The organism is Dolichospermum planctonicum (genome assembly GCF_005402965.1).
GTDB classification, from domain to species: domain Bacteria; phylum Cyanobacteriota; class Cyanobacteriia; order Cyanobacteriales; family Nostocaceae; genus Dolichospermum; species Dolichospermum planctonicum.
In genome coordinates this window covers 25,445-51,943 of sequence record NZ_BJCF01000010.1, presented here as the reverse complement: position 1 = coordinate 51,943, position 26,499 = coordinate 25,445, and the positions used below count along the sequence as shown (strand labels likewise).

17 protein-coding genes and 3 pseudogenes are annotated in these 26,499 nt (G+C 36.7%); 15 read left to right on the top strand and 5 right to left on the bottom strand.

Going from position 1 to position 26,499, the window contains the following annotated elements; genetic code table 11:
- Positions 1 to 165: 165 nt before the first annotated feature.
- The gene (locus FFO06_RS06665) at positions 166 to 1,860 is read left to right on the top strand and encodes a serine/threonine-protein kinase (protein WP_137907328.1); all 1,695 of its coding nucleotides are present in this window, start codon (positions 166 to 168) and stop codon (positions 1,858 to 1,860) included.
- A 438-nt stretch (positions 1,861 to 2,298) separates the two neighbouring features.
- Here FFO06_RS06665 and FFO06_RS06660 read toward each other — a convergent pair whose 3' ends face one another.
- Positions 2,299 to 3,264, bottom strand: coding sequence for a DUF4351 domain-containing protein (locus FFO06_RS06660; RefSeq protein WP_137907327.1), 966 nt, complete (start codon positions 3,262 to 3,264; stop codon positions 2,299 to 2,301).
- Between the two features lie 57 nt (positions 3,265 to 3,321).
- On the opposite strand from FFO06_RS06660, the gene FFO06_RS06655 reads away from it, so the two are divergent.
- The 5 genes from FFO06_RS06655 to FFO06_RS06640 all read left to right on the top strand — a co-directional run bounded on the left by FFO06_RS06655 (position 3,322) and on the right by FFO06_RS06640 (position 5,930).
- Complete coding sequence (locus FFO06_RS06655) at positions 3,322 to 4,512, top strand: M20 family metallopeptidase (RefSeq protein ID WP_137907326.1); 1,191 nt, start codon at positions 3,322 to 3,324, stop codon at positions 4,510 to 4,512.
- Positions 4,513 to 4,606: 94 nt separating this feature from the next.
- Positions 4,607 to 4,921, top strand: a complete 315-nt coding sequence (locus tag FFO06_RS06650) for a chromosome segregation ATPase (RefSeq protein ID WP_137907325.1) — start codon at positions 4,607 to 4,609, stop codon at positions 4,919 to 4,921.
- Positions 4,922 to 5,144: 223 nt separating this feature from the next.
- The gene (locus FFO06_RS06645; protein ID WP_137907324.1) at positions 5,145 to 5,369 is read left to right on the top strand and encodes a DUF167 domain-containing protein; all 225 of its coding nucleotides are present in this window, start codon (positions 5,145 to 5,147) and stop codon (positions 5,367 to 5,369) included.
- A gap of 6 nt (positions 5,370 to 5,375) precedes the next feature.
- Positions 5,376 to 5,519 carry a DUF7680 family protein gene (locus tag FFO06_RS21885; RefSeq protein WP_168359252.1) on the top strand — a complete coding sequence of 48 codons (144 nt, stop codon included), beginning with the start codon at positions 5,376 to 5,378 and terminating at the stop codon, positions 5,517 to 5,519.
- Positions 5,520 to 5,528: 9 nt separating this feature from the next.
- The gene (locus tag FFO06_RS06640) at positions 5,529 to 5,930 is read left to right on the top strand and encodes a helix-turn-helix domain-containing protein (RefSeq protein ID WP_137907323.1); all 402 of its coding nucleotides are present in this window, start codon (positions 5,529 to 5,531) and stop codon (positions 5,928 to 5,930) included.
- 105 nt (positions 5,931 to 6,035) lie between these two features.
- Here the strand turns inward: FFO06_RS06640 and FFO06_RS06635 are convergent, their stop codons facing one another.
- The gene (locus tag FFO06_RS06635; protein ID WP_137907322.1) at positions 6,036 to 9,791 is read right to left on the bottom strand and encodes an Eco57I restriction-modification methylase domain-containing protein; all 3,756 of its coding nucleotides are present in this window, start codon (positions 9,789 to 9,791) and stop codon (positions 6,036 to 6,038) included.
- Positions 9,792 to 9,795: 4 nt separating this feature from the next.
- A complete protein-coding gene (locus FFO06_RS06630) occupies positions 9,796 to 13,227 on the bottom strand; it encodes a helicase-related protein (protein WP_137907321.1) in 3,432 nt (1,143 codons plus the stop codon).
- Between the two features lie 696 nt (positions 13,228 to 13,923).
- On the opposite strand from FFO06_RS06630, the gene leuB reads away from it, so the two are divergent.
- From leuB to FFO06_RS06590, 7 genes and pseudogenes are all read left to right on the top strand, one after another.
- Entirely contained in the window at positions 13,924 to 15,018 is a 1,095-nt protein-coding gene (leuB, locus tag FFO06_RS06625; protein ID WP_137907320.1) for a 3-isopropylmalate dehydrogenase, read from the top strand.
- A 100-nt stretch (positions 15,019 to 15,118) separates the two neighbouring features.
- A complete protein-coding gene (locus tag FFO06_RS06620; RefSeq protein ID WP_137907319.1) occupies positions 15,119 to 15,376 on the top strand; it encodes a hypothetical protein in 258 nt (85 codons plus the stop codon).
- Positions 15,377 to 15,527: 151 nt separating this feature from the next.
- Positions 15,528 to 15,812 (top strand): annotated as a pseudogene (locus FFO06_RS06615) (hypothetical protein); the annotation flags it as partial.
- Between the two features lie 602 nt (positions 15,813 to 16,414).
- Positions 16,415 to 17,368: an acetyl-CoA carboxylase, carboxyltransferase subunit beta gene (gene accD / locus FFO06_RS06610; RefSeq protein ID WP_137907318.1), complete on the top strand. Its 954-nt coding sequence runs from the start codon at positions 16,415 to 16,417 to the stop codon at positions 17,366 to 17,368.
- Between the two features lie 184 nt (positions 17,369 to 17,552).
- Positions 17,553 to 17,666 (top strand): annotated as a pseudogene (locus FFO06_RS06605) (MerR family DNA-binding transcriptional regulator); the annotation flags it as partial.
- 74 nt (positions 17,667 to 17,740) lie between these two features.
- A complete protein-coding gene (locus FFO06_RS06595) occupies positions 17,741 to 18,826 on the top strand; it encodes an RNA-guided endonuclease InsQ/TnpB family protein (protein WP_137907317.1) in 1,086 nt (361 codons plus the stop codon).
- Between the two features lie 184 nt (positions 18,827 to 19,010).
- Positions 19,011 to 20,330: a recombinase family protein gene (locus tag FFO06_RS06590; protein ID WP_137907366.1), complete on the top strand. Its 1,320-nt coding sequence runs from the start codon at positions 19,011 to 19,013 to the stop codon at positions 20,328 to 20,330.
- A gap of 51 nt (positions 20,331 to 20,381) precedes the next feature.
- Here the strand turns inward: FFO06_RS06590 and FFO06_RS06585 are convergent, their stop codons facing one another.
- Complete coding sequence (locus FFO06_RS06585; protein WP_137907316.1) at positions 20,382 to 21,986, bottom strand: radical SAM protein; 1,605 nt, start codon at positions 21,984 to 21,986, stop codon at positions 20,382 to 20,384.
- Positions 21,987 to 22,239: 253 nt separating this feature from the next.
- On the opposite strand from FFO06_RS06585, the pseudogene FFO06_RS06580 reads away from it, so the two are divergent.
- Positions 22,240 to 23,592 (top strand): annotated as a pseudogene (locus FFO06_RS06580) (ArnT family glycosyltransferase); the annotation flags it as partial.
- 247 nt (positions 23,593 to 23,839) lie between these two features.
- Here the strand turns inward: FFO06_RS06580 and FFO06_RS06575 are convergent.
- Positions 23,840 to 24,217: a hypothetical protein gene (locus tag FFO06_RS06575; protein WP_137907315.1), complete on the bottom strand. Its 378-nt coding sequence runs from the start codon at positions 24,215 to 24,217 to the stop codon at positions 23,840 to 23,842.
- A 325-nt stretch (positions 24,218 to 24,542) separates the two neighbouring features.
- On the opposite strand from FFO06_RS06575, the gene FFO06_RS06570 reads away from it, so the two are divergent.
- Positions 24,543 to 26,441: a chloride channel protein gene (locus FFO06_RS06570; protein WP_137907314.1), complete on the top strand. Its 1,899-nt coding sequence runs from the start codon at positions 24,543 to 24,545 to the stop codon at positions 26,439 to 26,441.
- Positions 26,442 to 26,499: the final 58 nt, after the last annotated feature.

Sequence of the window (26,499 nt, the reverse complement as noted above, 5' to 3'; positions counted from 1 at the left end):
TTTAATTACATTTTTACCGGATAATTAATAGGGGGTCAGACCCATCATTCCTGATCTGAATTGATTTGAATGGTCTGTGTTTGTGCCAATTTTTTTCTTGATTTTGATTTAACCCTATCCACAACCCTCAAGAGACGCTAAAATCAATCCAGCCTTTGTATTTTCGTGGTTTTGACCCAGATAACTCAGAGTGCAGTTCACTGCATAAATCCTCATTGTCAACGTCCTTATCCCCAACCCTGGGGAAACAAATTTTGTAACAGTTGTGGCGCACAGTTGCATTTGTTAGAACGTTATTTCCCTCTTAAACCACTAGGATCAGGGGGATTTGCTCAAATTTATACAATTTGGGATGAAAAGACACAAACAGAAAAAGTCCTCAAGGTGCTTGTAGAGACTTCAGCGAAGGCACTTGAATTGTTCATGCAAGAGGCGGAATTTTTAAGTAATTTCCGTAGTAATGCCGTCCCCAAAGTGGACAATGATGGGTATTTTCAAGTTAATTTGATCAATCCTCAACCCCTTCAATTACCATGTTTGGTGATGGAAAAAATCCATGGCTATACTTTAGAGGAAGTATTAATAAATTCCCCCCAAGGTTGTCCAGAAGATTTAGTTTTATGTTGGTTTATTCAAGCTGTACAGATTTTGCAGGAGTTACACAAGCGCCAAATTATTCACCGAGATATAAAGCCTTCTAATTTAATGTTACGAACCTCTACACCCGCTAAACCCCTCAAGGAGGATAAGTTAGTCTTAATTGATTTTGGGGGCGCTAAACAAGTTAGTGGTTCAGTTTTAAAATCCCATTCTACCTCCACCCGCTTATACTCCTCCGGTTATAGTCCTCAAGAACAAATTCATGGTAGTAATGTCGGTCCTGGGGCAGATTTCTATGCTTTGGGACGGACGATGATTCAACTCCTAACGGGTAAATATCCACCTGAATTGGAAGACAGTCTCACGGGAAAATTACGGTGGCGTAATTATTGTCAGATTAAACCAGATTTAGCAGACTTGCTAGATGAAATGGTACAGGATGACGCGCGATCGCGTCCAGCACACGCAGGTATTATTCACAAAAGATTATTAAAGATTGCTTCCCCATTACCACGGGAAGGATTATTTACCCGCATTGGCAAGTATTTAGTAAAATTAGTTGTTCAATTTTTCCAAGCTATAGGTAATACAACTTTATTTATTATTCGGGGAGTATTTAAGTTTTTATTTGCTGGTTTGGTGACTATTTGGGTAATGATTTTGACTAGTATTTGCATGGGAATAGCCACTATCATCGGTTTTATTCTGGCTGATTATACCAGTTTAGGCGATCGCTGGCTAGAATTACTAGCCTATCTATTACCAACATTAGTCAAAAATCAACCGTACATAGCCGCAGAAACCATAGTCTACGCTTTTGCAGGTTTGGGAACAGGTTTGGGACTAAGCTTGTCAGGTTGTTTTGGACAAAAGCGACGGTTTCTGGTTTCCGCTTTTATGGGTTTGATTGGTTATAGTCTAGGCTGGATAGCTTGTCAATTCATTCCCACTCAAAATAGTAGTGAAAACTTCGTAATATGGATTTTGATATCACTTCCCATACTGACATTAGGTTTAGGTATTCGCACTCATAAAATCGCTTATGCTGTAATTGCTGGTTTGGGTAGTGCTAATTTGATAGGTGTTTTCACTAACTTAGGATTAAGACTACATTTATTTCATTTTTATAGAGAACCACAAGGGTTTGATATATTTTCACCTCTGGGTTTTTTTAGTTTTGTGAGTATCTTAATTAGTTTTTCTTTAAGTATCAGCTATTACTTAATTAGTCCTTGTTTACGTTGGTTAGGTTGGAGGTAAATTCTGTTAATTAGCCCCAAAACACAGATACCCCCGGTTCATTTTGTGGTGAACCAGAGGTATCTCATAATTGGTAGACTATAAATCTTTCGGTATACTCAAGTTGACACTAATATACAGTCTTTGTTCCCATTTGCATAGTTCTGTAATAACAATTTATATAATTTTTGGATATTCTTAATTATTTCTTTATATTTGAGATTTACCTAAGTAGCAAATTTTCTAACTTTTCCAGGACTTACCCAACTGGCACATTGGTAGGGTGCTTTGCTACTGGATAAATCCTGCAAATAAACAGATTGTTGATATCTGACGCACCCTACAAGAGATTTTTGGGGTGACAGTTGCGTAAGTCCTAATTTAATTTCTCCCAAGAATCTCGGCTTCTAGAAAGTTGTTTTACCCCACAGTAATTAGTGAACCATGGGGTTTTGTTTTCTAAAACTCTGAGTTATTTTCTAACCATTGTTCTAAATCAGTGACAGTGGAGAAATCTAAGAGTGCTTCACCGAGTAATTCTAATTGGTCAATTGTCAATGTCCGAATTGTCTCAATGAATGATGATTCAATTCGACCAATTCGCCGATTTAGTTGCCGGAAAATCAGTTGTTGTTCTCCCTGCTCTATTCCCCTTTCTACCCCTCGTTCCATTGCTAATTCTTCTGTTGGACTAATAAAAGGCATTTGATTTTCCTCCTCCAAATGTTTAATTTTAGCGACTAATCCCTGTTGCAATTCTTTGGGCAATGTCATCATTTTATCAATTATCTTAAAAAGGTTAACAATCTTTTCTTTTGTTAAGCCTCGCTCGTAAAGTCCCCTAACTAATGTCCATTTCCACTGTTCCCGTTCTGCTAAATTACCTGTGGTGGCTTTGGTTTTCAAATGCGCCATTACTATGATAGCAAAGGGATTATCACTTGATTCTAGTTCATTCCACCGTGATTCATAGTCCAGGAGTTTAGCAATGGGGAACTTCAGACTTAATTCACAATCTAACATTGCTTGATGATAACTGTTAGGTCGCCAAGTGGAACTCGTATCACCTAAAATCGCCAAACTCACGACAAATTGGTGATAAAGGTCAAAGGCACGATAATTATAAGTGTACATCCGTTCTTGGAAGTCAACATCATATTGGCTTTGAATTTCAATATGAATTAAAATCCATACTTGTGTTTTATCCAATAACCAAACTTTATAAAGTTTATCGGCTATGCGTTTTTCAGTTGCTGATGAAGCCGTAATTTCTTGCAGTTCTTTATCTAGTGATTCCGGTGGTTTTGTCCAATCAATTGCTTTATAAGCTACAGGAAAGAAGAAGGATAAAAAACTATCAAAATATTCGTTTAATGCTTCTTTCCAGGATTCATCGTAATTCGCCGTGATTTCATTTTTGTTCATAAAATGCTATACTAATAATTGTGGTAATTCAGTCCCAATTAATTTAGAATTATTTCCATGCTCAACAGAATCAAAGAATTATCAATAAGTATATTATCTCGATTAGTCGAAATCCGCCGACATATTCATGCACATCCAGAATTGAGCGGAGAAGAATATCAAACCGCTGCTTTTATTGCTGGTGTATTATCCGCCAATGGACTGCACGTAGAAGAGGGAATAGGCAGAACAGGTGTGATTGGTGAATTAAAAGGGACACAATATAGTGATAATATACTGGCAATTCGTACTGATATGGATGCTTTACCCATTCAAGAACGTACAAGTTTAGAATATGCTTCTCGCATTCCCGGAGTCATGCACGCTTGTGGACATGATATTCATACTACAGTAGGTTTGGGAACAGCGATGATACTTTCCCAAATTGCCTCAGAATTGGGGGGAAAAGTGAGGTTTATATTTCAACCAGCGGAAGAAATAGCTCAAGGTGCAAATTGGATGGTAAAAGATGGAGTTATGAATAATGTTGCGGCCATTTTAGGGTTGCACGTTTTTCCTTCCATTCCCGCAGGTTCGATTGGTATTCGTTATGGTGCATTAACAGCCGCAGCAGACGATTTAGAGATTATTATTATTGGTGAATCTGGACACGGTGCGCGTCCCCATGAAGCCATAGATGCGATTTGGATTGCATCACAAGTAATTACATCATTACAACAGGCCATTAGTCGTACCCAAAATCCTTTGCGTCCCGTAGTATTGAGTATTGGTAAAATAAATGGTGGGAGAGCGCCAAATGTAATTGCTGATAGAGTACAATTATTGGGGACAGTGCGATCGCTACATCCAGAAACTCGTAATAATTTACCAGATTGGATTGAAAAGATAGTAGCTAACGTTTGTAATTCTTATAATGCGAAATATCAAGTTAATTATCGTCAAGGTGTACCCAGTGTCCAAAATGATAATACGCTAACGCAGCTATTACAATCAGCAGCCGAAGAAGCATGGACTAATGAGCGTGTACAGATTTTACCAGAACCATCCTTAGGTGCAGAAGATTTTTCTGTTTATTTAGAACACGCCCCTGGTGCAATGTTTCGCTTGGGTGTAGGCTATGAAGAGAGAATAATTAATCATCCCCTGCATCATCCACAATTTGAAGTTGATGAATCTGCTATTATGACAGGAGTAGTCACCCTAGCTTATGCAGCTTACAAATATTGGTTAAATAAGTCAGAACTGTGATTTGGCTGATTAGGATTTCCATGATCAATTAATCAAACAAATCAGGTTTTGAAATTCCTCTTGAAATAAATTCAAAAAAGTCAAACCTGCAATCATGTCACAAATCGAAACCATAGATTCAAACCCATCAGAAAAAAGCATTGATAACTGGTACTTGGTAACTGTTCGTTCCAAGAAAAGAGAAGTATTTTTGAAATATTTGAATATAGCTATCAGCCAAAATCAACTACAAGACTTGGTAATAGAAATAAAAATTCCCCAAGAAGCAGTTTATCAAGACATTGTTTTATTAAAAACGAGTAATTTCAAAACTGCTTACATACAACTAAAAAATATTGAATGTTTCCAAAATATCGAACGCAAACCCCTAGCATTACAACAAGTAAATAGAATGTTAGGGATTACTTAAAACCTCCAGAAAAAAATAGAGACAGGGAAAGTAGATAAAGAGTGAGAGTTTGAGAAATGGAGTTTTTGATTTTCACACCTCAATTCAGCAGCGCCAAAAAATTCCTCGTTCCCTGTTCCCAGTTAAGAGTTCCCAGTTAAGAGTTCCTTGTTCCCTGTTCCCAGTTAAGAGTTCCCTGTTCCCTTGTCATAACGACAATTTTTAACGCCAACCTACTTAGATAATGCAAAAAATAGTAAAAGTTAAACCAAATTCCCAGCAGCAAAAGATTGAAGAATTAGCAGATGGTAGTTTAAATGTACATTTAAAATCACCACCAGTAGACGGTAAAGCCAACGAAGAACTAATTAAACTATTAGCCAAAAAATTTGATGTTCCTAAATCATCTATTACAATTAAATCTGGTGTAACATCTAGAAACAAACTCATTATAATTGATAAAAATTAGACATCAATGGTACAGCACCCCCAGAATATGCCAAGCCTGGCTATGGGTAAGGAGGAAGCTGCTTATTGGTTGAGAATGGCTATGCAACGCAAAAGTCCTAGACGGGTATTAATGGCGTTACGGTGTTTGTTGACAGACCCGAATAGATAATAAAAATTAATGACCCTTACTTTTAATCGGGAAAAATACAAGGAATTATTAACAGCTTATCTTCCCAAGTTGATAAAAACTGAAGCGGAAAATGAGCAAGCTTTAGGAATCGTGGAAGATTTAATGCACCGGAAACGTACACCGGAAGAAGATGAATTATATCAGTTGTTAATTACTTTAATAGAAAAGTTTGAAAAAGAAAATTATCAACCTAATCAGCAAAATCATCCTCTATCTATGTTATTATTTTTATTGGAAGAATCTGAAAGAAGTCGAGATGATTTAGTAGCAGTTTTAGGAAATGAAGATATAGTTAATAATATTTTTAATGGACAAGAAAAGATAAATGCAGAACAAGCACGGAATTTAGGAGATTTTTTTCATGTAGAACCGAGTTTATTTATGGAATAATAATTAAGGCTTGCTGAAAAAGTGGAAAAAGGCAAAAAAAATTGGGTAGTTAGTTAAGCAAAAGAAAAGATAAGTTTTTGATTTTAATTTCTTTGATTCGCTTCATTATTTACTTTCCAAGATGGGTTTTAAAATATCAGGACTTCTGACAGCAAATAGTTTGATGCGGTTAGGAATTTCATTATCTGGATCTGTCCATTTGTCATAAAGTTGTTCAATTACTTTTTGTTTTTCTTCATCTAATAAATTTTTAAATTCCTTACCTTGCATAACTTCTGTAATATCTCTTTCGATAAAATCTAACACATTTATGCCACAATTTTTCATATGTTCAGGAAAATACACGTTGAAAACCAAAGAATCTAAAATATCATCAAGTTGCTTGTAAAATCCTCTTTTTTGAAAATTAGAAAAAATAATAACTTCAACTATAGTAGCAATCAATTTATTATTTGTTTCCGTATAGTTTGGAATTGGTATTCTCTTCAAATAAACAATCTTAACTTCGGCAAATGTTTTATCTAACTCTTGAACAGCCATACTATACCAAAAATCTATTAGCTTGGAATTAATTATTCCAAGAATAGCCTCTAAACTATAGCTATTTTTTGATTTTAGAATACCAATATTTACACTATTAAGAACAAGATTTTTATTCCTATCAATTGTTGCAATTATGCCATCTGCCGTTGTTCTTATTATAAGTTTTGGATTGGTATAGTGGTAACTAAGATCACCTCCCGATTTAATATTTTCTGATTTAAGTATAAAATACTGTTCAATTCTACCCAAATAAAATTTATTAAAATCACGTCCTTTAATGATAGGGTAAGTTCCATCAATTTGATCCTCAAAAATGGAATCATTGTTGCCCCTAGTTTGTATTCCATGATAAAATTCTATTAAATCATCAAGCTTTAAGATTTGACGATTTAATTTTTGGAAAATTTCAATTTCATCTTTACTACCAACACATATAACTTCTTGAAATGAACTTAACAATACATCTAGAGGAATGTTTGTTGGAGGTATATTATTTAGCGATTCTAGATAATTATTTTTTCTTAAATCGAGTAATGAACAAAACCTATGACTTGTATTTTTTTGAAGAAATATAATACAAGTATCTACTTCTGCTGCTTCAAATACTTTTTTTCCTAAAACTGTTAATTTTTTTAGACAATTATTCTTAATAAATTGTCTAAACTTTGAAAAGTATGTTCCTGACAAAAATGTGTAAGGTGTAATAAAATTTAATATTCCATCATTTGACAATAAATTTGTTCCTTTTTCAACAAAAACAGAATACGCCTCGATCTTATATTCTGCTGTCAAATATAATTTCAAAATTTGATCGAACATTTTTTTGTCTTTAAAAATGTTTCCATAAGGCGGATTACCAATCACGATATCAAAACCATCTGAAATATCAAACATCCATTCTGAATCAAAGAAAGGAGAAGAAACATTTTGGTTGTATGGGTCCCAGTTTGCTAATTTATTTGCAGTATCAGTTTCCCAGCCATTTTTTTGTAAAACTACAGCAATTTTTTCTCTCAAAGCCTTATCTTGATCTCTCAACTTGCGCTTATGACTAGGAGACTTAGAACTAAATAAACGATGCCTGACCTTCTTCAAATCCGCCTCTAATTTCTTGATTTCTGGCGTATCAAACAAACTTAACTGCACCTTTGGTTTCTCAATCCCAATCAAAGTATTAGCCGCTACAAACTTAGTTTCGAGGTTAGGCAAAGGACGAATCCCAAAATTATCCTTATTTAGATCAACCTTTTGATCAACCACCAACGAAATAAAGAACCGTAGCTTAGAAATTTGGGTAGCAATGGACTGTATATCTACCCCATAAATACAATTCTCAATCAGATATAACTTACGTCCATAATCTAACTCATTATTAGCAAAAGCCTCCTCAATATCCTTAATTTGAGCATTCAAATCTTGAATACTTTGCTCCCGATATTGAGCATCATCTAACTCCTCTAACTGACTAATAGCCGCTTCAACTCTGGCAATTTGACGGTGTTTCCATTCCGTATTTTTCGGGTCAACTTTAAATAGAATATGTACCATCTTTTGCAAAATCCCCATCGGGAAAGCACCCGAACCACAGGCAGGATCAAGAATAGTACATTTATCCAAAGCCTTAATAATCCGTTTCTGAACCTCAGCATTTCCTTCAAATGGATTAACAGCATCAAAAGAAACCAGTTGACGCAATTGCCGATCTAAATCTTCCTCTTTATATCCAGATTCTTGAGCAAGTAACTCATTTTTTAAGTAAGCAATGAGACTCTCATCCACCATGTAATTAACAATTTCACGGCCCGTATAAAAAGAGCCTGTTTGCTTTCTGGCTGTCGTCTTTGTCTCAGGATTATAACTAGCCAAAAGATTCTCAAATACTTTACCCAACAACTCAGGATCGAGTGCGACATCTTCTTCAATTGGGGTATTTTCTGTAATCGTAAATTTGTAAGCTTTGAGAATATTGATTAAACCCTTGACCGCCGCCTCTTTTGTCCCCTTATTAGTTGCACCATATTCTGCACTTAAATCAACTTTCTCTTCTGCTCCAAAAAACAAATAATCAGGAACAATCAATTGCTCTGTTTTAGGTAGATTGTCTGAAAATCCGTCAATAAATACCTTGTTTAACTTATCGTCCAAACATTCAAATAACCCACCGTTGAGGAAAGGGACAACACCATTCACCATTTCCACAAGTCTCTCTGGATTCTGGAAGTGTTCCCTGTAGCGCATCAAAAAGTTAGCGTCTCGGTGCTGTCCATAGTTATCCATTTTCCGAAAGCCTCTGACGCGATTATCGTGGCTTTCCATTGGTTTAATTGGACAGTTTAGCGTTGCAAAAAAGAGGTTTTGTAAGATAGCTTTGTAATAGATACTTTCTTGATTTACCTGCTTAAAGAGTCCTAAATCAGTATAGGGAGAGATATTCTTGAGAATATCCCTTTGTAAATCATCAAGATTAAAAAGCTCTGGAGGGATTAGTCCTTTTTCTTTAATAAACCACACAAAAAGCAATCGCGTCAGCAAACGAATCACATTTTTAGATTTGTGTTCTTGTTTCAAATCTTCAAGACTAACCTTCTTAGCCTGAGCTTCAAGCAAATTTGGTTCTGAGGGAAAAGTTACGCGCCCAACTGCCCAAAAATACCAGTTAGAAAGTTCTCTGTAAAAATTCTTATTCAGCAAACTAACATCAAGTACCTTCTGCCAATAAGCATATAAATTGGCAAAAGAATCAACTCGATCCTTACCTGTTGTTGGAATTGCTAACTCTGCTAAAATACGTTGATGCCCAGAATGCGGTTGTCGAATATCAATATCCCGTAACAGTGTCACCTTCCCCGGTTTCTCACCTTCTTGATTGTCCTTGTATTTCAATCTCTCGGTATTTGCAAACGCTAGATATTCGCTATTTGCATCAGTGTACTTAAACACCACCACCACAGGTGTATAGTAAAATTCCCGATTAAACGCCCGTGATATTTCTGCTAAATGCGATCGCTTTGGTAATTGTCCATGATCACGATTATTTAAAGTCACCCCAAAAATCAAAATTCCATCATAATCTGACTTAATCTGATCAATCGCTAAACTTTGATTACCTCTAAAAGCTGCATCATCTACTAACCCAACAAAATAAACATCATTAATTAACCTAAAAACCTCATTATCTTTATAAGTATTCTGTAATATTTTTTTTGCCGAAACCGGCTTATCATCTACATAATTAATCGGTATATTTAGATTTGACTTACCAAACAACTCCTTTAAAGCAGGTAAAAAATCTATTTCATTAAATCTTGTTAGTTGCATAATTTTATACCGTTAATAAAACCCAACTGATTAAGTCGAAATTATTAAGCTGATATTTACCATCAACTGTAACATTTTGCTTGATCCTATCTATAGAAGCCTTGTTACCTTTTTTTAAGCCTTGCAAAATTCCCAGCGTTTCATTACCCATTGTTTCTTTGATAGAACCATCTTCCATTTCCTCAGTTTGCATTGCTTGACTGCTTAACCAAGTTTTAAGCGCGTTCACCAACTCTGCAATTACCACTGCTTCACCACGATCAATTGCATCTGGTACAAAACGCTCATTATCTTTATACAAGGTTAGCAAATCTAAAACTTCTTTTTGATTTTTTAAAATTAATTTACCTGATTTATCAATGTAAATTAAATCAAACACCTGATATTGATGATCTAATTTCTTAGCTGGTTTGGCAGGATACCCCAACAAAGCAATGATACCATCACTCAAATCATCACTAACACCAGATTTCTGCTCTGCTACAAATCCCGTATAGACACCCTTGGGCATTTGGCGATATTTATCCTTGTCACGATTAAATTCTGCTAATAAATCCTGACGATATCGCTCCAAAGACAAACTATCAAAGCCTAACCCTTGATCGCTTACTTCAATATCATCCCAAGTGACTTGCATTTGCTGCATCATCAAATCATTCATCTTTTGATCAAACTCTTCATCATGAACCATCTTAGCAAAACTATCAGAAAATTGATGATCCACCTCTGCTCCCGCCAACTTCATCGTTGCCATTCGTTGCTCAATCCGTCCTTGCAAATTGAGATAGGAATTAATATTATCTGATGGCCAGAAGTTAATCCCAAAAATTTGTTGATTAGGACTACCCAAGCGATCAATCCGTCCCATGCGTTGAATAATTCGCACAGGATTCCAATGAATATCGTAATTAATCACCATATCAGCATCTTGCAAATTTTGTCCCTCACTGAGAGCATCCGTAGCAATCAAGATATCAAGAGGATTATTCAGCTTTTGATACGTCTGGGGGTGATTATCTTTAACCCATTCTTGCCATTGTGCAAAAGCTTCTAACCCTTGTTTCTCAGAGCTAAAAGACCATTCCTTTTCACAAAATAGCTTGGTATATGGTGCAAATCTTTCGAGAATTGCTTCCATAGACTGTTGGCGATCGCTATCATCTGAGTATGAGCCTGTCCCCGATGCAATCGCCATCTTGTCAAAACCTCTAGCTCGAAGCTGATTAAACAAATACATCGCTGTATCACGATAGACTGTAAAAATTACCACTTTTTGATTATGGTTATTTGCCCCTGATTTCCGCTTTTCGATAATTTCTGTAATCAGTCTCTCCAACTTGTCATCACAGGATTTAAACTGATTGGGCTTCTTAATTTCTTTATCAATTTTGATATGAAACTTTTGCAAATTGACAGACAGCTTATCGAGAGCATCTAAATCTTTTTTTAGATCCTCCTTAAATTTATCCAAATTACCAGCTTGATCAATTTCCGCGATCCTAATCGGGCGTTTTTTACCTAAGGTATATTGTTCAACTGCTTCAGTAAAATCATCATCATTTTCATCATTTTCATCATTTTCTAAATCATAAACATCATTTTCTAATAATGCTGTTTTCACCTTGCTTGCTTGATATGCTTTAATCCTATCTAAAGCATTTTGATGATGGTTTTTGATTTTCTCAACTGTTGAGTAAAAGGAAAACCAAGAAGACTCCAATCGCTTCACCATCAAGATATAAATCATCTTAACTAGAAAGCGATCGCGTGATTTTTCATCGCGTAATATATCTTTCTTAGCGTCTTTTTGCTGATTTGATTCATCATCTAAATAAAAAGCTGGCTGATATCCTGATAACATCGGTGGAAAATGATCAAACAATTCCTCAAAGGTTTCAAAATTACCAAGCTGATGTGGTGTTATAAATAAATTTTTAGGCTTTGTTTTGGTAGGAAATACTAAATTTGTCTGTTGACCTTCCACCCTTTTTCTAGTTCTCGCAACTAATAGAGAATCTGTTAACCTAAAAAAATCATTGTCTGAGAGCTTTTTAATAAAATTGCCGATTTGAGGTTTTGTATCTCTGCGCCACTCGTTAAATATAGTCTGTGCTTGTTTAAAGGAATAATCAATATTTTTTACACCTAATTTGCTATCATAGTCATGTACATCACCTTGAACCATTAACTTAAATTGATTTCTGACATCATTTAAGGAATTATTAATGGGAGTTGCTGATATCAGTAAAACTTTGATATCTTGATTCTTTTTTAAAATTTGATCAACTAAAAATTTATAACGATTAGATTTGTCATTTCTGAGATTATGACTTTCATCAATGACAATTAATTTGGGTTTGTCATCACAAAAAAACTTATCAGCGCGATCATGATAGGAATTTAGGCGATCGCTGTTCATATCAGTATGAAAACGAATGAAAAATTTAAGCTTATCGGTTTCAAATTTTGATGCTTGATCTTCCTTATAGCGTCTCCAATTACTTTCTAATTTTTTAGGACAAAGTAATATAACTTCCCGTCCTTGCATTTGAAAAAACTTCATCACAGCCAAAGCACTCCAAGTTTTTCCTAAACCCACCGCATCTGCTAAAATAGCTCCATTATATTTCTGTAGCATCCGAATCAGACTCAGAACACCCTTTTTTTGAAAGTCATAAAGTGCAGTAAAAATAGCAGTATTTTCTAATCTACCAACTTGACGATTAAAGTCTGGATCATTCTCAATTTCCAAAACTTGATTACCAAACAACTCAAATAATATCTTATAGTAAATATCTCTGGGAGTATATTTAATAAATATTTTTTCAATTTCATGAATTAGATATTGCTTAAAATCTACTTTTTCAGTTGTTCCATCTTTCAATAAGAGAGTTTTTTCTTGATGAGCTTGAGGTTTTATCCAAAGTGAATAAAACCATTTTACCAATTCTTTATATTGATGATTATTCCCCGTCTCAGCAATATTCAATTCTAAATTATTTGTATGCTTTAGGCCAATTCCTGCCTCAGTTAAGTTTGAACTACCCGAAATAAAATACTTATTGCGATCATCATCCTTCAATGGCTCAAATAAGTAACACTTAGCATGACAAAAATTTGGCTCTAAAGTTTTTACTTTAACCTTGTCCTGTCTTAAAAAAATAACGGCTTCCTGTGCCAAAAGACTAAGATTCAGAGCCGCTTCAATCGTAATATTCTCGTTTAGTAAATCTAACGGACGATTCTCGACTTGATCTAGGTTAACAATATCCCCAAGCACTAGTCGAAATTTAGCAATTTTATGATTAATTTGCTGAGAAAGATAAGCTAAAGCCCCAACAGTAAAATAACCTGTAACAATGTCTACAGTACCTTCCTCTGTATATTTTGTCATCCACTCATGAACTTTCCGATATTTTTCGTTGTCTAATATCATTTAGCGTTGCTTTGTAAAGGGGGTAAGTCTCGTAAGTGCGTTATTAGAAGTAAGTAATAAAGCAAAATTAATTATACTTTTATTTTATTTTATACCTTGATTAGATCCAACTTATCACTATCTGTGCCACCAGCGAACTGACAAGTCAGCGCTTGCGCTATCGCATTCACGCCATCTCCAGGATTTAGGTAGTTCCATCTCCCCCTTCTCAGGTATCATTGTCATCGGTTGGGATTGCCATAAAATCCGCTGACTAGATTTATTTAAGTGCATAAGGAATTGCCAAAATTTGATTAATAATCACACTGACCGTGTTCTCCTTTATCCTACATTGTTTTTGATTTACTGACAAGTAAGTTGGGGTGAAACAACCAAAATCTGTAAAGATAAGTAAATACGAAGAAAACATCTAGTAAAGTGATTGAGATATGGGCGCTCGTTTAAGAGTATTTTTAACTCAGAAGGTTAATCAACAGAAGACGAAACTCTGTTAAACCTGATCACTGTGGGTGTGCCACAAAAAGTCAACTAGTCCAAAAACTCAACATAAGTAGATAAACGGAAAAAAACCGACATAAGTAACGAAAAGTAAAGTTCCCTGTTCCCAGTTAAGAGTTAAGAGTTCCCTTGTCATAACGACAATTTTTCACGCCAACCTACTTATATCTGTAAACATTCACCCAGCAAAACCCAACCATGACCCAAAAATACTACATTACCCTACTACCTGGCGACGGCATTGGTCCAGAAATTATGGCTGTCGCGGTGGACGTGCTAAAATGCGTCAGTCAAACCTTTGATATTAACTTTGAATTTTCCACGGCTTTAATTGGTGGCGCTGCTATTGACGAAACCGGTGAACCCCTCCCTGCTGTCACATTGGATAAGTGTCGGCATAGTGATTCCGTCTTACTCGCGGCTATCGGTGGTTACAAATGGGACTCTCTTAGTGCCAATTTACGCCCAGAAGCAGGTTTATTAGGGCTGCGGGCTGGTTTAGGGCTATTTGCTAATTTACGCCCTGCGAAAATTCTCCCCCAGTTAATTGACGCTTCTAGTCTCAAACGGGAAATTGTCGAAGGTGTAGATATCATGGTCGTGCGTGAACTCACTGGCGGCATTTATTTCGGTAAGCCTAAGGGCATATTTGCAACGGAAACCGGAGAAAAACGCGGTGTAAATACCATGGTTTACAGCGAGTCAGAAATTGAACGTATTGGGCGCGTAGCCTTTGAAACGGCACGAAAACGCGGCGGAAAACTCTGTTCTGTGGATAAAGCCAATGTATTAGAAGTATCTCAACTTTGGCGCGATCGCATGATACAACTTTCCGCAGAATATACTGATGTTGAATTATCTCACTTATATGTAGATAATGCGGCCATGCAATTAGTTCGCGCTCCCAAACAATTTGATACGATTGTCACAGGAAACCTATTTGGTGATATTCTCTCAGATGCAGCCGCTATGTTAACTGGTAGTATAGGAATGTTACCTTCTGCTAGTTTGGGTGCTGATGGTCCTGGTGTTTATGAACCAGTTCACGGTTCAGCCCCGGATATTGCAGGACTTGACAAAGCTAACCCCTTAGCACAGGTTTTAAGTACCGCCATGATGTTGCGTTATGCTTTAAATCAGCCAGAAGCAGCAGACTTAATTGAAAATAGTGTTTTAGAAGTTTTAGAACAAGGCTATCGCACAGGAGATATTATGTCACCAGGAATGCAGCTTGTCGGTTGTCGGGCTATGGGCGCAGCACTGATACAAATTCTTGAGTTAAAATCACGTTAAAGTATAAATCTGGAAGTTTTAACATCTATAATGTTAAAAATTTCAGATAAACTAAGTTTGTCAAACGGCAGCAAATCTATAACTTATATAAAAGCAAATTGTGTACGCTTTAAAACAAGAACAAGCAAACTTTCCACAAAAAAATCAACCGTCTTTGATTGACCCTAATATAATTAAAGCCGCTAGTCAAATTTACTATACCTACTGTGAAGTACACCCGGAAATAGTAGGAAAAGCTACAGGAGTCGCCATCAGTCGAGTCACTCATCGGGGGAAAGTTATTTTTACTCAGTACCCAGTGCTGTTACCACAGGAATGTTTTATCCCGTTGAATCAAATCGAATCCTATATATATTAATTACCTGGGCAAAATTAATTGTACATTTGGGAAAACAATAGAAATCTAATCTCTGTATCTCTTGTCTGTCCTCCTTGTCCTCCTTGTCCCCCTGTCCTCCTTGTCCTCCTTGTCCTCCTTGTCCCCCTGTCCTCCTTGTCCTCCTTGTCCCCTGTCCCCTATGATGGGAGCATGGTGAGGATGGCGTTATTTACTACTAGCGAGTTTTATTTCCTGCATTTTGGGTGTATTAATAGGAAGTGGAGCAATTATCCTCTCCCGTCAGCAAATGGGTCAAAAAATGCCCTTTGGACCATTTCTAGCTTTAAGTGCGGTAATTACTGTCTTTAGCAGTGACACTATTTTGTCTCACCAGAAAATTGCCGAAAGGCACGGAAGCCACTTGGCTTTAGACAGTGGAGAAAGTGCCAACAGCGAATTTATTCGCCGAGCATAAGATATAATTAAACCGCAAGTAAGAACAACCATCTACACGAAGAAGTATTTTAATAAGGAGAAACCCCTGATTTATCTCGTTTCAGCATTTGACTGTAGCCTAGGTAAACAAGTAAAGGTAAAATATGGAGTGTAATACCGCCAAAATTTGATGGACTCGGAAAGCAAAAAAACGTAAAAGTAAGCGCAATTGCAATACCTGTCGTACTGGTAGTTGTTTTGAGCGTGTAGCGGAATAATTGACTATTCCTTTTAAGCAAGTCTTAAAGAATCTGTGTGTCTTTAGACCAGAGAGTGTCAATATATGAGATTATTGTTACCCGGATATTAACATCAAACTTTTAAATCTTTTTTATCTCATGCTGATGATTTTATCAATCCAAATCTTTATCCTTTCTGACTGTAGTTGTGATCACCCCATGAAGATATTAGATTTTGGTAATATCTAAGCAATCATCCAGGTCAAAGCAGTTACAAAAGTCATAATTCTAACCTTCTCAAATCCAAAATCTACAACTCTCAATCTCCACCTCCGGGTCGCTTAATGTCAATCACAATATATTGATCATTTTTGACCTCATACCTAATTAGATTCAGATAAAAATGGCAAATAACGAAGAATCACGCGGTTTAAAATCTCTATTGGATTGGTTCGCAAATCGCCGTAAATCGGGAAGTAGCAACTTAGAACGTCAAGAACGGGAAATTGCTGATGGTTTATGGCATAAATGCCCTAAGTGTGGTGTTTTAACATATACAAAAGATTTGAAAGCCAATCAAATGGTTTGCAGTGAATGTGGTTATCATCATCGGGTTGATAGTGATGAGCGTATTCGTCAATTAATTGATGTTAATACATGGAAACCATTAGATGAAGATTTATGCCCAACCGATCCCTTACAATTCCGCGATCGCAAACCCTATATTGATCGTTTAAAAGAAACCCAAGAAAAACTAGGACTGATAGATGCAGTTAAAACTGGGTTAGGGCAAATTAATACCCTTCCAATAGCATTAGGGGTCATGGACTTCCGATTTATGGGTGGAAGTATGGGTTCTGTCGTCGGGGAAAAACTCACCCGCATGATTGAACAAGCTACCCAAAGGCGTTATCCTGTAGTCATTATTTGCACATCTGGTGGTGCGAGAATGCAGGAGGGAATGCTGTCTTTAATGCAAATGGCAAAAATATCCGCCGCCCTACAACGTCACCGAGATTCTAAACTATTATATATTCCCGTTTTAACCAACCCTACCACGGGAGGTGTTACCGCCAGTTTTGCCATGTTAGGTGATATTATCATCGCTGAACCGAAAGCAACAATTGGTTTTGCTGGAAGACGGGTAATTGAACAAACTTTGCGGGAAAAACTCCCTGAAGATTTTCAGACTGCGGAGGACTTACTTAAACATGGGTTTGTTGATGATATCGTCCCCCGTACACAGTTAAAGGCTACTTTAACACAACTGATTGCTCTCCATCAACCTCTCCCCACCACCTCACCAAACATGGTTTTATGGGAAGCAGTGAAATTGAGTTCCACCGCTGTTGATTAGGAGTCTGGTCATTTAATCTCAAAATAACGTAGTATACTGGGGTTAATCGGATTTAACCGCAAGATGAAATACCTAACCCCAGAACAAGTTTATAAACAATCGGGGGCTAGTAACTGAATCAAAATGTATATCTAAATCTACTCATATCTCATCAATGAGTATGCTATACTTGTATACTTGAGATATGACTAAATTAACTATATCAGAGGCAGCAAAATTAAAAGGTGTGAGTATTTCCACTCTCAGAAGATGGGAACTAGATGGTAAAATAATACCAGAAAGAACCCCAAATGGACATAACAGTATTTTCTGCTAGACTTTATGGGTCGAGAAGTCATAAAAACCAGAAAATTATAGAGGAGTTAAAAGATATTGCTACTAGGCTTTAAAACTGAGTTAAAGTTCAACCAAAATCAACGGGTAAACATAGTAAAACACTGTGGAGTAGCCCGTCATGCTTGGAATTGGGGATTATCATTAACTAAACAAATATTACACCATAACCAAAATAATCCTCAAGAAAAAATCAAATTTCCTACAGCAATAGATTTACATAAATGGTTAGTAGCTTTAGTTAAACCTGAAAATCAATGGTATTATGAATGTTCTAAATCAGCCCCACAGGAAGCATTAAGGAATTTAAGAAAATCTTGGGATAGATGTTTTCAAAAAATCTCAGGAGTCCCCAGATTTAAAAAGAAAGGAAAACATGACAGTTTTACCTTAGAAGGAACAGTAAAAATCTTGGGTAATAATAAAATTCAAGTTCCCAAACTAGGAATATTAAAGACTTATGAAAGATTACCACAAGTTATACCTAAGTCTGTCACCATCAGTCGTCAAGCTGATAGATGGTTTATTAGTTTCAAAATAGAAGTAAAACCACAAGCATCTAATTTAACCAATATTGTCGGTGTAGATTTGGGAGTAAAAAACCTAGCGACATTATCTACAGGTGAAGTAATTACAGGTGCTAAATCTTATAAAAAGTATGAAGATAAATTCAGGAGATTACAATGGTTAAACAGACATAAAGTCATTGGTTCAAACAATTGGAAAAAAGCCCAACTGAAAATAGCTAAGTTACATGGAAAGATAGCGAATATCAGAAAAGATACATTACATAAGTTAACTACGCTAGTAGCCAAAAACCACGGTGTGATAGTGATAGAGGATTTAAATGTGTCAGGAATGTTAGCTAACCATAAACTAGCCAAGGCAATTTCTGATATGGGGTTTTATGAATTTAGGAGACAATTAGAGTACAAATGTCAACTGTACGGCTCAAAATTAGTCATAGTTGATAGATGGTTTCCTAGTTCTAAAACCTGTGCTGATTGTGGAGTCAAAAAAGAAACTCTGTCATTGAGTGAAAGAGTGTTTGAGTGTCATAGCTGTGGATGGAAATGCGACAGGGATTTAAACGCAGCTATTAATCTCTCAAAAGCTGTCAGCTAGACAGTCTTAGCCTGTGAACTGAGTAGTGCCGACACTTTTAGAGTGAAGCAGGAAGTAAACGACACTCAAGGATCAGCCTATCAGTAGATAGGTAGATTTGAGTAGGTTTTATATAGCGGTGTACGCAAAACGTTCCCAAAGGGTAAATCGTGGGGAATCTCAAATCTAAAATTGCGTGACTATGGTGAAAATAATTGTTTATACTTATACTGATCCACTATTAGATGTTCTTCCCACTCACAGTGACTGGGGTTGGGAGGTAGATAGAATTTATCAGGATTTGGGAAAGCGTACCCAACTACAACAATTATTAACTGACTTATTAACTGACTGTCAAACTCAAACAGAAACCGTCCATTATCTACTAGTTCGGCACTTAGAAGAATTAGGTGATACTTTAACAGAAGTAAGCGATCGCCTCAAGCAAGTGGAAACAATGGGAGTCGTAGTAATTGCGACACAACAACCATACACATCCAATTCTAGTCAAATCCGGTCTGAACTACTAGAATTATTACAAGAAATTCAAAATCAACACCGTAGTCGCCGCATTCGTCAAGGACACGCTCGTAATCGTCTTGAAGCTTCACCACCACCCGGAAAATCACCCTATGGCTACCGCAGAGGACAGGGTAAATATGGTAAATATATTATTGATCGAACTACTTCACCTGTGGTCAAAGATTTTTTTGAACACTTTTTACTCTATGGTTCTTTACGCGATTCTGTTCGGTTTTTAAGTAAAAAATACGGCAAAAATATATCCGTAACTACGGGGAGACGGTGGTTAACTAATCCAGTTTATCGAGGTGATACCGCCTATCAAAATAGTGAAATTATCTCTAATACCCACGCAGCTATCATTTCCAGAGCCGAAGCCGCGCAAGTTGATAGACTATTGCGACGCAACAGCCTTTTACCACCACGCACTGCTAGTGCGCCCCGTTCTTTAGCTGGTTTAGTTATTTGTGATCAATGTCAGTCACAGATGATTGTGACTCGTGTTACCCAAAATCATCAGGATAAAGAGTATTTATATTTACGCGCAATCAACTGTCCTCAACAACCAAAATGTCGTGCTATTCCTTACCAAGTAGTTTTAGAAAAAACCATTGATAGTGTTTGTCGAGATTTACCTTTAGCTGTAGCAGGAATGAATTTTCCCCAATTAGATGCTATTAAAAATAGTTTAGGGGATAGTATATCTCATCAACAAGAAATTCTTGAGAAATTACCCACTTTTATAGAAACTGGAATTTTAGATCCAGAAACCGCAAAATTAAGAGCTTACAAACTCCGCACAGAAATTTCTCAACTTCAAGCTCAGTTAGCCATTCTTCCTCCTGTTAATTTGCGTTCTGTGGCTCAAGCTGTTTCCATTCCCCAATTTTGGTTGGATTTATCAGAAGTAGAACGACGATTTTACTTCCGCGAATTTATCCAACAAATTCAAATTATTCGCCAAAATCAAGAATGGGATTTACAGATAATTTTTATTTTCTAAATTACTAAATACCCGACTTATTTAAGAAGTCAGGTATCTACGTTATTCAGATTATTCATCTTGATTTTTAGATGATTGTTTGCCTTTTTTACCCGCGTTGCGCACATTCATAACTTTACTCAATAAATCAAACCAAAAGGGCGCACCCATAGCAATAGCAATACCGCTAATAAACCAACCACCAATCATAATCAAAACTCTGAAAATAGGTGAATTACTAACTTGGAACTTTTTCCAGTCAATTTCCGTTACAGAAACATTTGATTGACCATTTTTTACTCTTACACAAAAAATTGCATTTTCCGCAGAAACATCATCTCCACAAATTTGCTGTGTTAAGTTAGGGATTGTCCAGCCAATTGGTAACTCAACATCCTTTAAAAGCTCATTAGGATCTGGTTGATTCATACCTAAATCATTAGATGATTTTACTTCTACAGCCTTTTTAATAATTATTTCCCGCAATAAGGAATCCTTAGATAGACGGTTAATAACATGAAAAGTATCTGTATTAGTAGCAATAGCTAAAGTTATACCAATTAAAATGGCAACTCCTTTTGCATTTCGTTTATAAACACCACCGGCTCTTTCCATAGAACTATCAAAACTATTTTCAATTTCTTTCCGCAAGAGAGTAATTCCTTCTTCCGTGCTTTTAGCTCTCATTTGCACCCGTTTGGCCATAGTTTCAATACCATTGACTACAGAATCTGGTAAAATATCAATTAGTTCTTTAACTTTTTTATAAGTTTCACTATCTTTGTCTTGGAGGTTGGCTATAACTTCATCATGAATATCACTACCTTTTTTAATAGATTTGACAATTTCATTGATATTAGGTTTTAGCCCTCCCAGAACTATGGCTTTTTCTGGATCTTCAAAAATATCTTTTCTCAGGAATTTTAGTTCCCGTAAAGGTTTATCGAGAATATCTTCATGATTTTCCATATTGGACTCGAAACAATATATATATTTGTCCAGGCTATCTCTCATCAGATTTATACTCATGTATATATCATATTTTTCGTTTTGAAATTCATTAACAATGCGATTATACTCAAATTCCAACTGCTTATAATCTTTAGCAATACTTTTAGCAAAATCACTCGATAATTCTTGATTATTAATGCTACTTTCCAAGGTAATTAAAACTTGTATAATCTCATCTAAATTTTCTTTCTTGAATTTCTCTAGCCTGATTTGGGTTATCTTTTTTACCAGAGTTGGCAATTGTAGGGTATCCATAAAAGTATTGGCAAAATTGTCTCCACCAATATAGGAAGGCGCACTACGTTTTTGATCACCAAAAACAGTTTCTTTTTTAAATCTAGAGTTAGACTTTCTCAAGAGACTAAAGAATGAAGCAAATACCCAAGTCGCCCGGCGCGGTAAAGTTGCTAATAAACCTTTGGCTTCTTGATTAATGCTTTGAATTAAAGGATTGCCATAAATTCTATTAACTAGTTGAATTACTTCCGGCTTTTCTGAATTTTGAGCATCACCAGCTAAGAAAATTTCCACGGATCTTCTCAAGTGTTCAGCACGCCATTGCAGCAATGTTGTTATTAGTTCTTGAATTTCTGAAGCCAGTAGACTTAAAATTAAGTAAATAAAAATTAGGCCTAGTGCCACATCTAAAATGAAAGGTAGGTTCATTGACATTCTCCTTAGGGATAATTGACTAACTTCTGATAGTAGTATTTATATCATTTAATAGGGAAAATGCTTGTAAACTTTTTTAAAAAATTAATAAGAAAATCTTCGCCAAAAAATTATCTCTGTTCCTGAGAAACTGAGTTAATTTGGGATATAGCCATTGTTTAAAATATAGGTTCTGGATGGTAAAACTGGAGATTGCCTCTGATCTCTATGTAATGAACCCCAGCAGTCATAATATTACCAATAAAATATGCAAGAAGGAAGTTTTGTTTGGACTCATCTGGAAAAACAACACCGTGTGGTTGAAAAGAAGATTGATTGGCTTTGGTTGCTAGTATTGCTATTGGCAGCAGTAATATTGTTTACCATTAATCTGGGGGGGTTGCCTTTACAAAATGGCGATGAGACAATTGTGGCACAGGTAGCACGGGAAATTTGGCAAGCCCCAGCAGATTCAATGCGCTGGCTTTACCCCACTTTAGATGGTGAACCCTATCATCATACATCCCCCCTTATACACTGGCTAATTGCTGGAGCTTATTCCCTGGGTGGTGTTAACCATTGGACAACCAGGCTACCCGGTGCGATTTTGACGGCAATTTCTGTACCTTTGTTATATTGTATTGGTAGAGAAATATTTCGCCAACGTTGGGTAGCTATTTATAGTTCTTTAATTTATCTGACAATGCTGCCTGTTGTCTGTTATGGCAGGTTGGCCATATTAAATGGCCCAGTTGTCAGTTTTTTGATATTGATGATGTGGTTTGTCTTGCGATCGCGTCGAGATTTACGCTACTGTTTAGGTATAGGCATTAGTTTTGGCTTAATTTGTCTAATTCAAGGCATAACGGGCATTTATTTGGGTGCAATTGTCTTAGTATTTCTCTATTGGGATACACCCAGACTGCTAACTTGTTATTATTTCTGGATGGGTATTTTTATTGGTTGTCTACCCGTACTTTGTTGGTATGGGTTTGAGCTATTCCACTATGGTTATCCGTTGAGACTTGATATCAATATGTTTTCGTCCGATATCAAAACTATTACTAATGGTACTAATGGTACTAATGGTACTAATGGTACTAATGGCAATTCAGAACCACCTTGGTATTATCTCCTCGAAATCTGTAAGTGGACATGGCCTTGGTTGATATTTCTACCCCAAATTATCCGTATCACCTGGGAGAATAATAACTTAAGTTGGGCAAAACTGATTATTGTCTGGTTTGGCGTTTATTTATTCATTATTTCCCTCATTAGCGTCAAACTTCCCTGGTACATACTCCCCATTTATCCTAGTTTGGCTTTAGCCTTAGGGTTTGGGTTAACAGAGATGTCTAATGTACCTTTATTCTCAAGCTATCCCCGTGCTTGGGTAACGAGTTTAGCAATATTGGCGGTGGTTGCTTCTGCCGGTAGTATTTATTTTAGCTGGAGAACTGTAGACAAAGTTGAGTTGCAGATCATTTTTGCGGCTGTAGCTTTAACTATGACTTTAGCTGCAATTTTGCTAGAACGAGGCGATAAGCAATTTCTAAAAATTCTCATTTGGGGAACTTATATATCTCTATTTCTATTCATGAGATCTAATTATTGGATGTGGTAATTACACAATATTGCAAGTAAATGAGGCATAATGAGGTGAGTATCCTACTGATATATCTGTACATTCAGATGGCCAGGCCAGGCTGGCTATCATATAAATCTAGCAGTTAAACAATTTTAGATTTTAGATTTTGGATTTTAGATTTATTCTTGTGTTTACATTTGAAGGCTTAAAAGCTTTGCAAATCTTGAGTTTTCAATCCAAAATTTAAAATCCAAAATTCAGTTCATGCTTCTACAAAAATCTATTTTTCAACCTTGTTGATGCTTTCGATTCGGGTAATTTCTTGGCTATCTTGACTCGTATTGTTTTGGGTTATAGTCATAATAGCCAAAAAAACCACACTTCCCAGCACCAAAGACAAAAGAGGACGTTTAATAGAGATAAAATCTCTGATCATCCTGGCTAAAGGTCGGCTTTGACGACGGAGATCCGAAGAGATCATCATCTGTCTCCAAATAAACGGATCACGTACATAATGTCCACTTTGGCAAACAACTAACTTTTCTTGACAATAAGGACAGGTAAACAAACCAATGTAAGACCTAATTGGCGTTGTTCTGTTATTTCTTTGACAAATTGGGCAAGTAACATAATGATTATCAAAAGTATTTGTACTCATCTACCTCGTCCGCCTAATCCCTTGATTTTCTATATAACAATAGCAGTATTGAATTTTACTTAAAATTTACTACCTCTACCATAATTACTTGTAATTATTTGAAGAATAGCATCAGATTGAGAATGGAAGTCCAGGTGACATACTCCTTTCAATCTTAACTCAAGTTGTCAGCACCACCAGGCGTAATTCTTTTTTCCCACATATTTTGTAATTTTAGTTAATCAATTATTGATCGGCTAGTTGCCCCCATAATGAACCACAATAAGAGATAACAAATAAAAAATAGATTTATTTTTTCTGAAATTTACCCCCGTTGTTAATGACTATGACTCTCTTGCCTCCTGCTTCCCAGAGGAAGGTCAGGGAATCCCCTGCTTTTCCCACACCTTCCATTCAGTTTACCCAGTTAATTAATCGTTTTCAACCCTCCCAAGAAACAGTAGTGCTGTTTTTAGCCGTATTAATTGGCGGTGGTACGGGTATGGGTATAGTCACCTTTCACTATTTAATCCAGCTAATTAACTACTTGATGCTGGAAAATTTTCTGGGACAGATTGGGGACTGGGGTGCTTGGACTTTAGCCGCTGTCCCTACTCTAGGTGGCATCGTTGTTGGTTTGATGCGTTGGCGCACTCAGGATTTTGGTCCGGGACTCTCATCTCTCATCGCTGTTTCTCAAGGCAAGGAAGCCAAGAAACCACTACGACCAGTGACAAAAATGATCGCTGCGGCTGTTTCTCTCGGTAGTGGTGCGTCCTTAGGTCCCGAAGGTCCAAGTGTAGAAATTGGTACGAATTTCGGAGTTTTATTGTCTGATATATTACAAGTCTCTCAGGAACGCCAGCGGTTACTTTTAGGCGCTGGGGCGGCTGCTGGTTTAGCCGCTGGTTTTAATGCCCCCATTGCAGGAGTATTTTTTGCCTTAGAAGTAGTCATGGGAACTACGTATTTTGCTACCTCGGCTGTAAGTGTAGTCTTACTTGCCGCCGTGGTGGCCGCTTTAATTGGTCAAATTGGCTTGGGTTCACAACCGGCTTTTGCTTTACCTGCTTATCAAGTTCGTAGTTACTTAGAATTACCTCTTTATCTTGGTTTGGGTTTGGGTGCGAGTTTAATTTCTCTGGCTTATACTGAATCAATTCGTTTAGCTAAAGCCGGCTTTGCTGGGAATTTACCAGGGTTAAAGTTATTAGGGAAAATTCCTCAGTCAATTCAGCCTATCATTGGTGGTGTAATTATTGGTGCAGTAGGTTGGCGCTACCCGCAAATTTTGGGTATTGGCTATGGAACTGTACAAGCAATGCTACAGGATGAGGATTTTTCCCTCAATCTATTACTAATATTACTAGCATTAAAACTCCTGATGACGGCAGTAAGTTCCGGTAGTGGTTTTGTCGGTGGACTATTTGCACCAGCTATGTTTTTAGGTGCGTCCTTTGGGTCTACTTATGCTAAATTTCTGGTTTTGATAGCACCAGAACTGGGGAAATATATGGCTGCTCCTCCAGCTTATGCCATGGTGGGTATGGCGGCGGTTTTAGCAGGTAGCGTCAGAGCACCATTAACGGCAATTATCATGTTATTTGAATTAACCCGCGATTACCGCATTGTACTACCTTTGATGGCGGCTGTGGGTCTAAGTGTTTGGTTGGTAGAAGGAATTAAACCAACAATAGATGCCAATTCTAATCTGCAACAGATTGGTTTGCCAGAGTTGAAAGATGAAAAGGTGGAAATGTGGCAGCAAATGTTAGTCGCAGATGCGATGCACACTCGTCCCCAAAAATTATCAGCTACCCTGGGAGTCATAGAGGCAGCGGTGGCAATGACCCAAGAACGTACACGCAGTGCTTTAATAATTGATGATGGAGGAAGATTGGTGGGAATTCTTTCCCTGGAAGATATTAAGCGAACTCTTTCTCTATGGCAAAATATCGCCAATTTGCCTCCGGAAATTCACGGAACTTTATCTACCCAAAAACTGATAGATATTTGTACTACTGATATTCTTTATGCTTGGGTTGATGAACCTTTATCTGAAGCTTTAAACCGCATGGCATTACGTGGTCTACATCAGTTACCAGTGGTAGCTAGGGAAAATCCCGATTTTATCCTGGGTTTACTAGAATTTAGGGAACTGGAATTGACTTGTAATATAACAGCAATTACTAAAGCACTCAATAGCTATTTACCAGTTCTACCTGTTAGCGATATAGAGGTATAGAGGGACATTGAAGATCAGTGTGCAGCCGTCAGGGGTAAAACTTAACCACTGACAACTG

Bases quoted from the DNA above. Each gene is read 5' to 3' on its own strand.
- FFO06_RS06660 (WP_137907327.1), bottom strand. From the start codon at position 3,264: ATGAACAAAAATGAAATCACGGCGAATTACGATGAATCCTGGAAAGAA.
- FFO06_RS06575 (WP_137907315.1), bottom strand. From the start codon at position 24,217: ATGAGTACAAATACTTTTGATAATCATTATGTTACTTGCCCAATTTGT.
- FFO06_RS06635 (WP_137907322.1), bottom strand. From the start codon at position 9,791: ATGCAACTAACAAGATTTAATGAAATAGATTTTTTACCTGCTTTAAAG.
- accD (WP_137907318.1), top strand. From the start codon at position 16,415: ATGGCAAATAACGAAGAATCACGCGGTTTAAAATCTCTATTGGATTGG.
- FFO06_RS06570 (WP_137907314.1), top strand. From the start codon at position 24,543: ATGACTCTCTTGCCTCCTGCTTCCCAGAGGAAGGTCAGGGAATCCCCT.
- FFO06_RS06640 (WP_137907323.1), top strand. From the start codon at position 5,529: ATGACCCTTACTTTTAATCGGGAAAAATACAAGGAATTATTAACAGCT.
- FFO06_RS06630 (WP_137907321.1), bottom strand. From the start codon at position 13,227: ATGATATTAGACAACGAAAAATATCGGAAAGTTCATGAGTGGATGACA.
- FFO06_RS06585 (WP_137907316.1), bottom strand. From the start codon at position 21,986: ATGAACCTACCTTTCATTTTAGATGTGGCACTAGGCCTAATTTTTATT.
- FFO06_RS06655 (WP_137907326.1), top strand. From the start codon at position 3,322: ATGCTCAACAGAATCAAAGAATTATCAATAAGTATATTATCTCGATTA.
- FFO06_RS06645 (WP_137907324.1), top strand. From the start codon at position 5,145: ATGCAAAAAATAGTAAAAGTTAAACCAAATTCCCAGCAGCAAAAGATT.
- FFO06_RS06650 (WP_137907325.1), top strand. From the start codon at position 4,607: ATGTCACAAATCGAAACCATAGATTCAAACCCATCAGAAAAAAGCATT.
- FFO06_RS21885 (WP_168359252.1), top strand. From the start codon at position 5,376: ATGGTACAGCACCCCCAGAATATGCCAAGCCTGGCTATGGGTAAGGAG.
- leuB (WP_137907320.1), top strand. From the start codon at position 13,924: ATGACCCAAAAATACTACATTACCCTACTACCTGGCGACGGCATTGGT.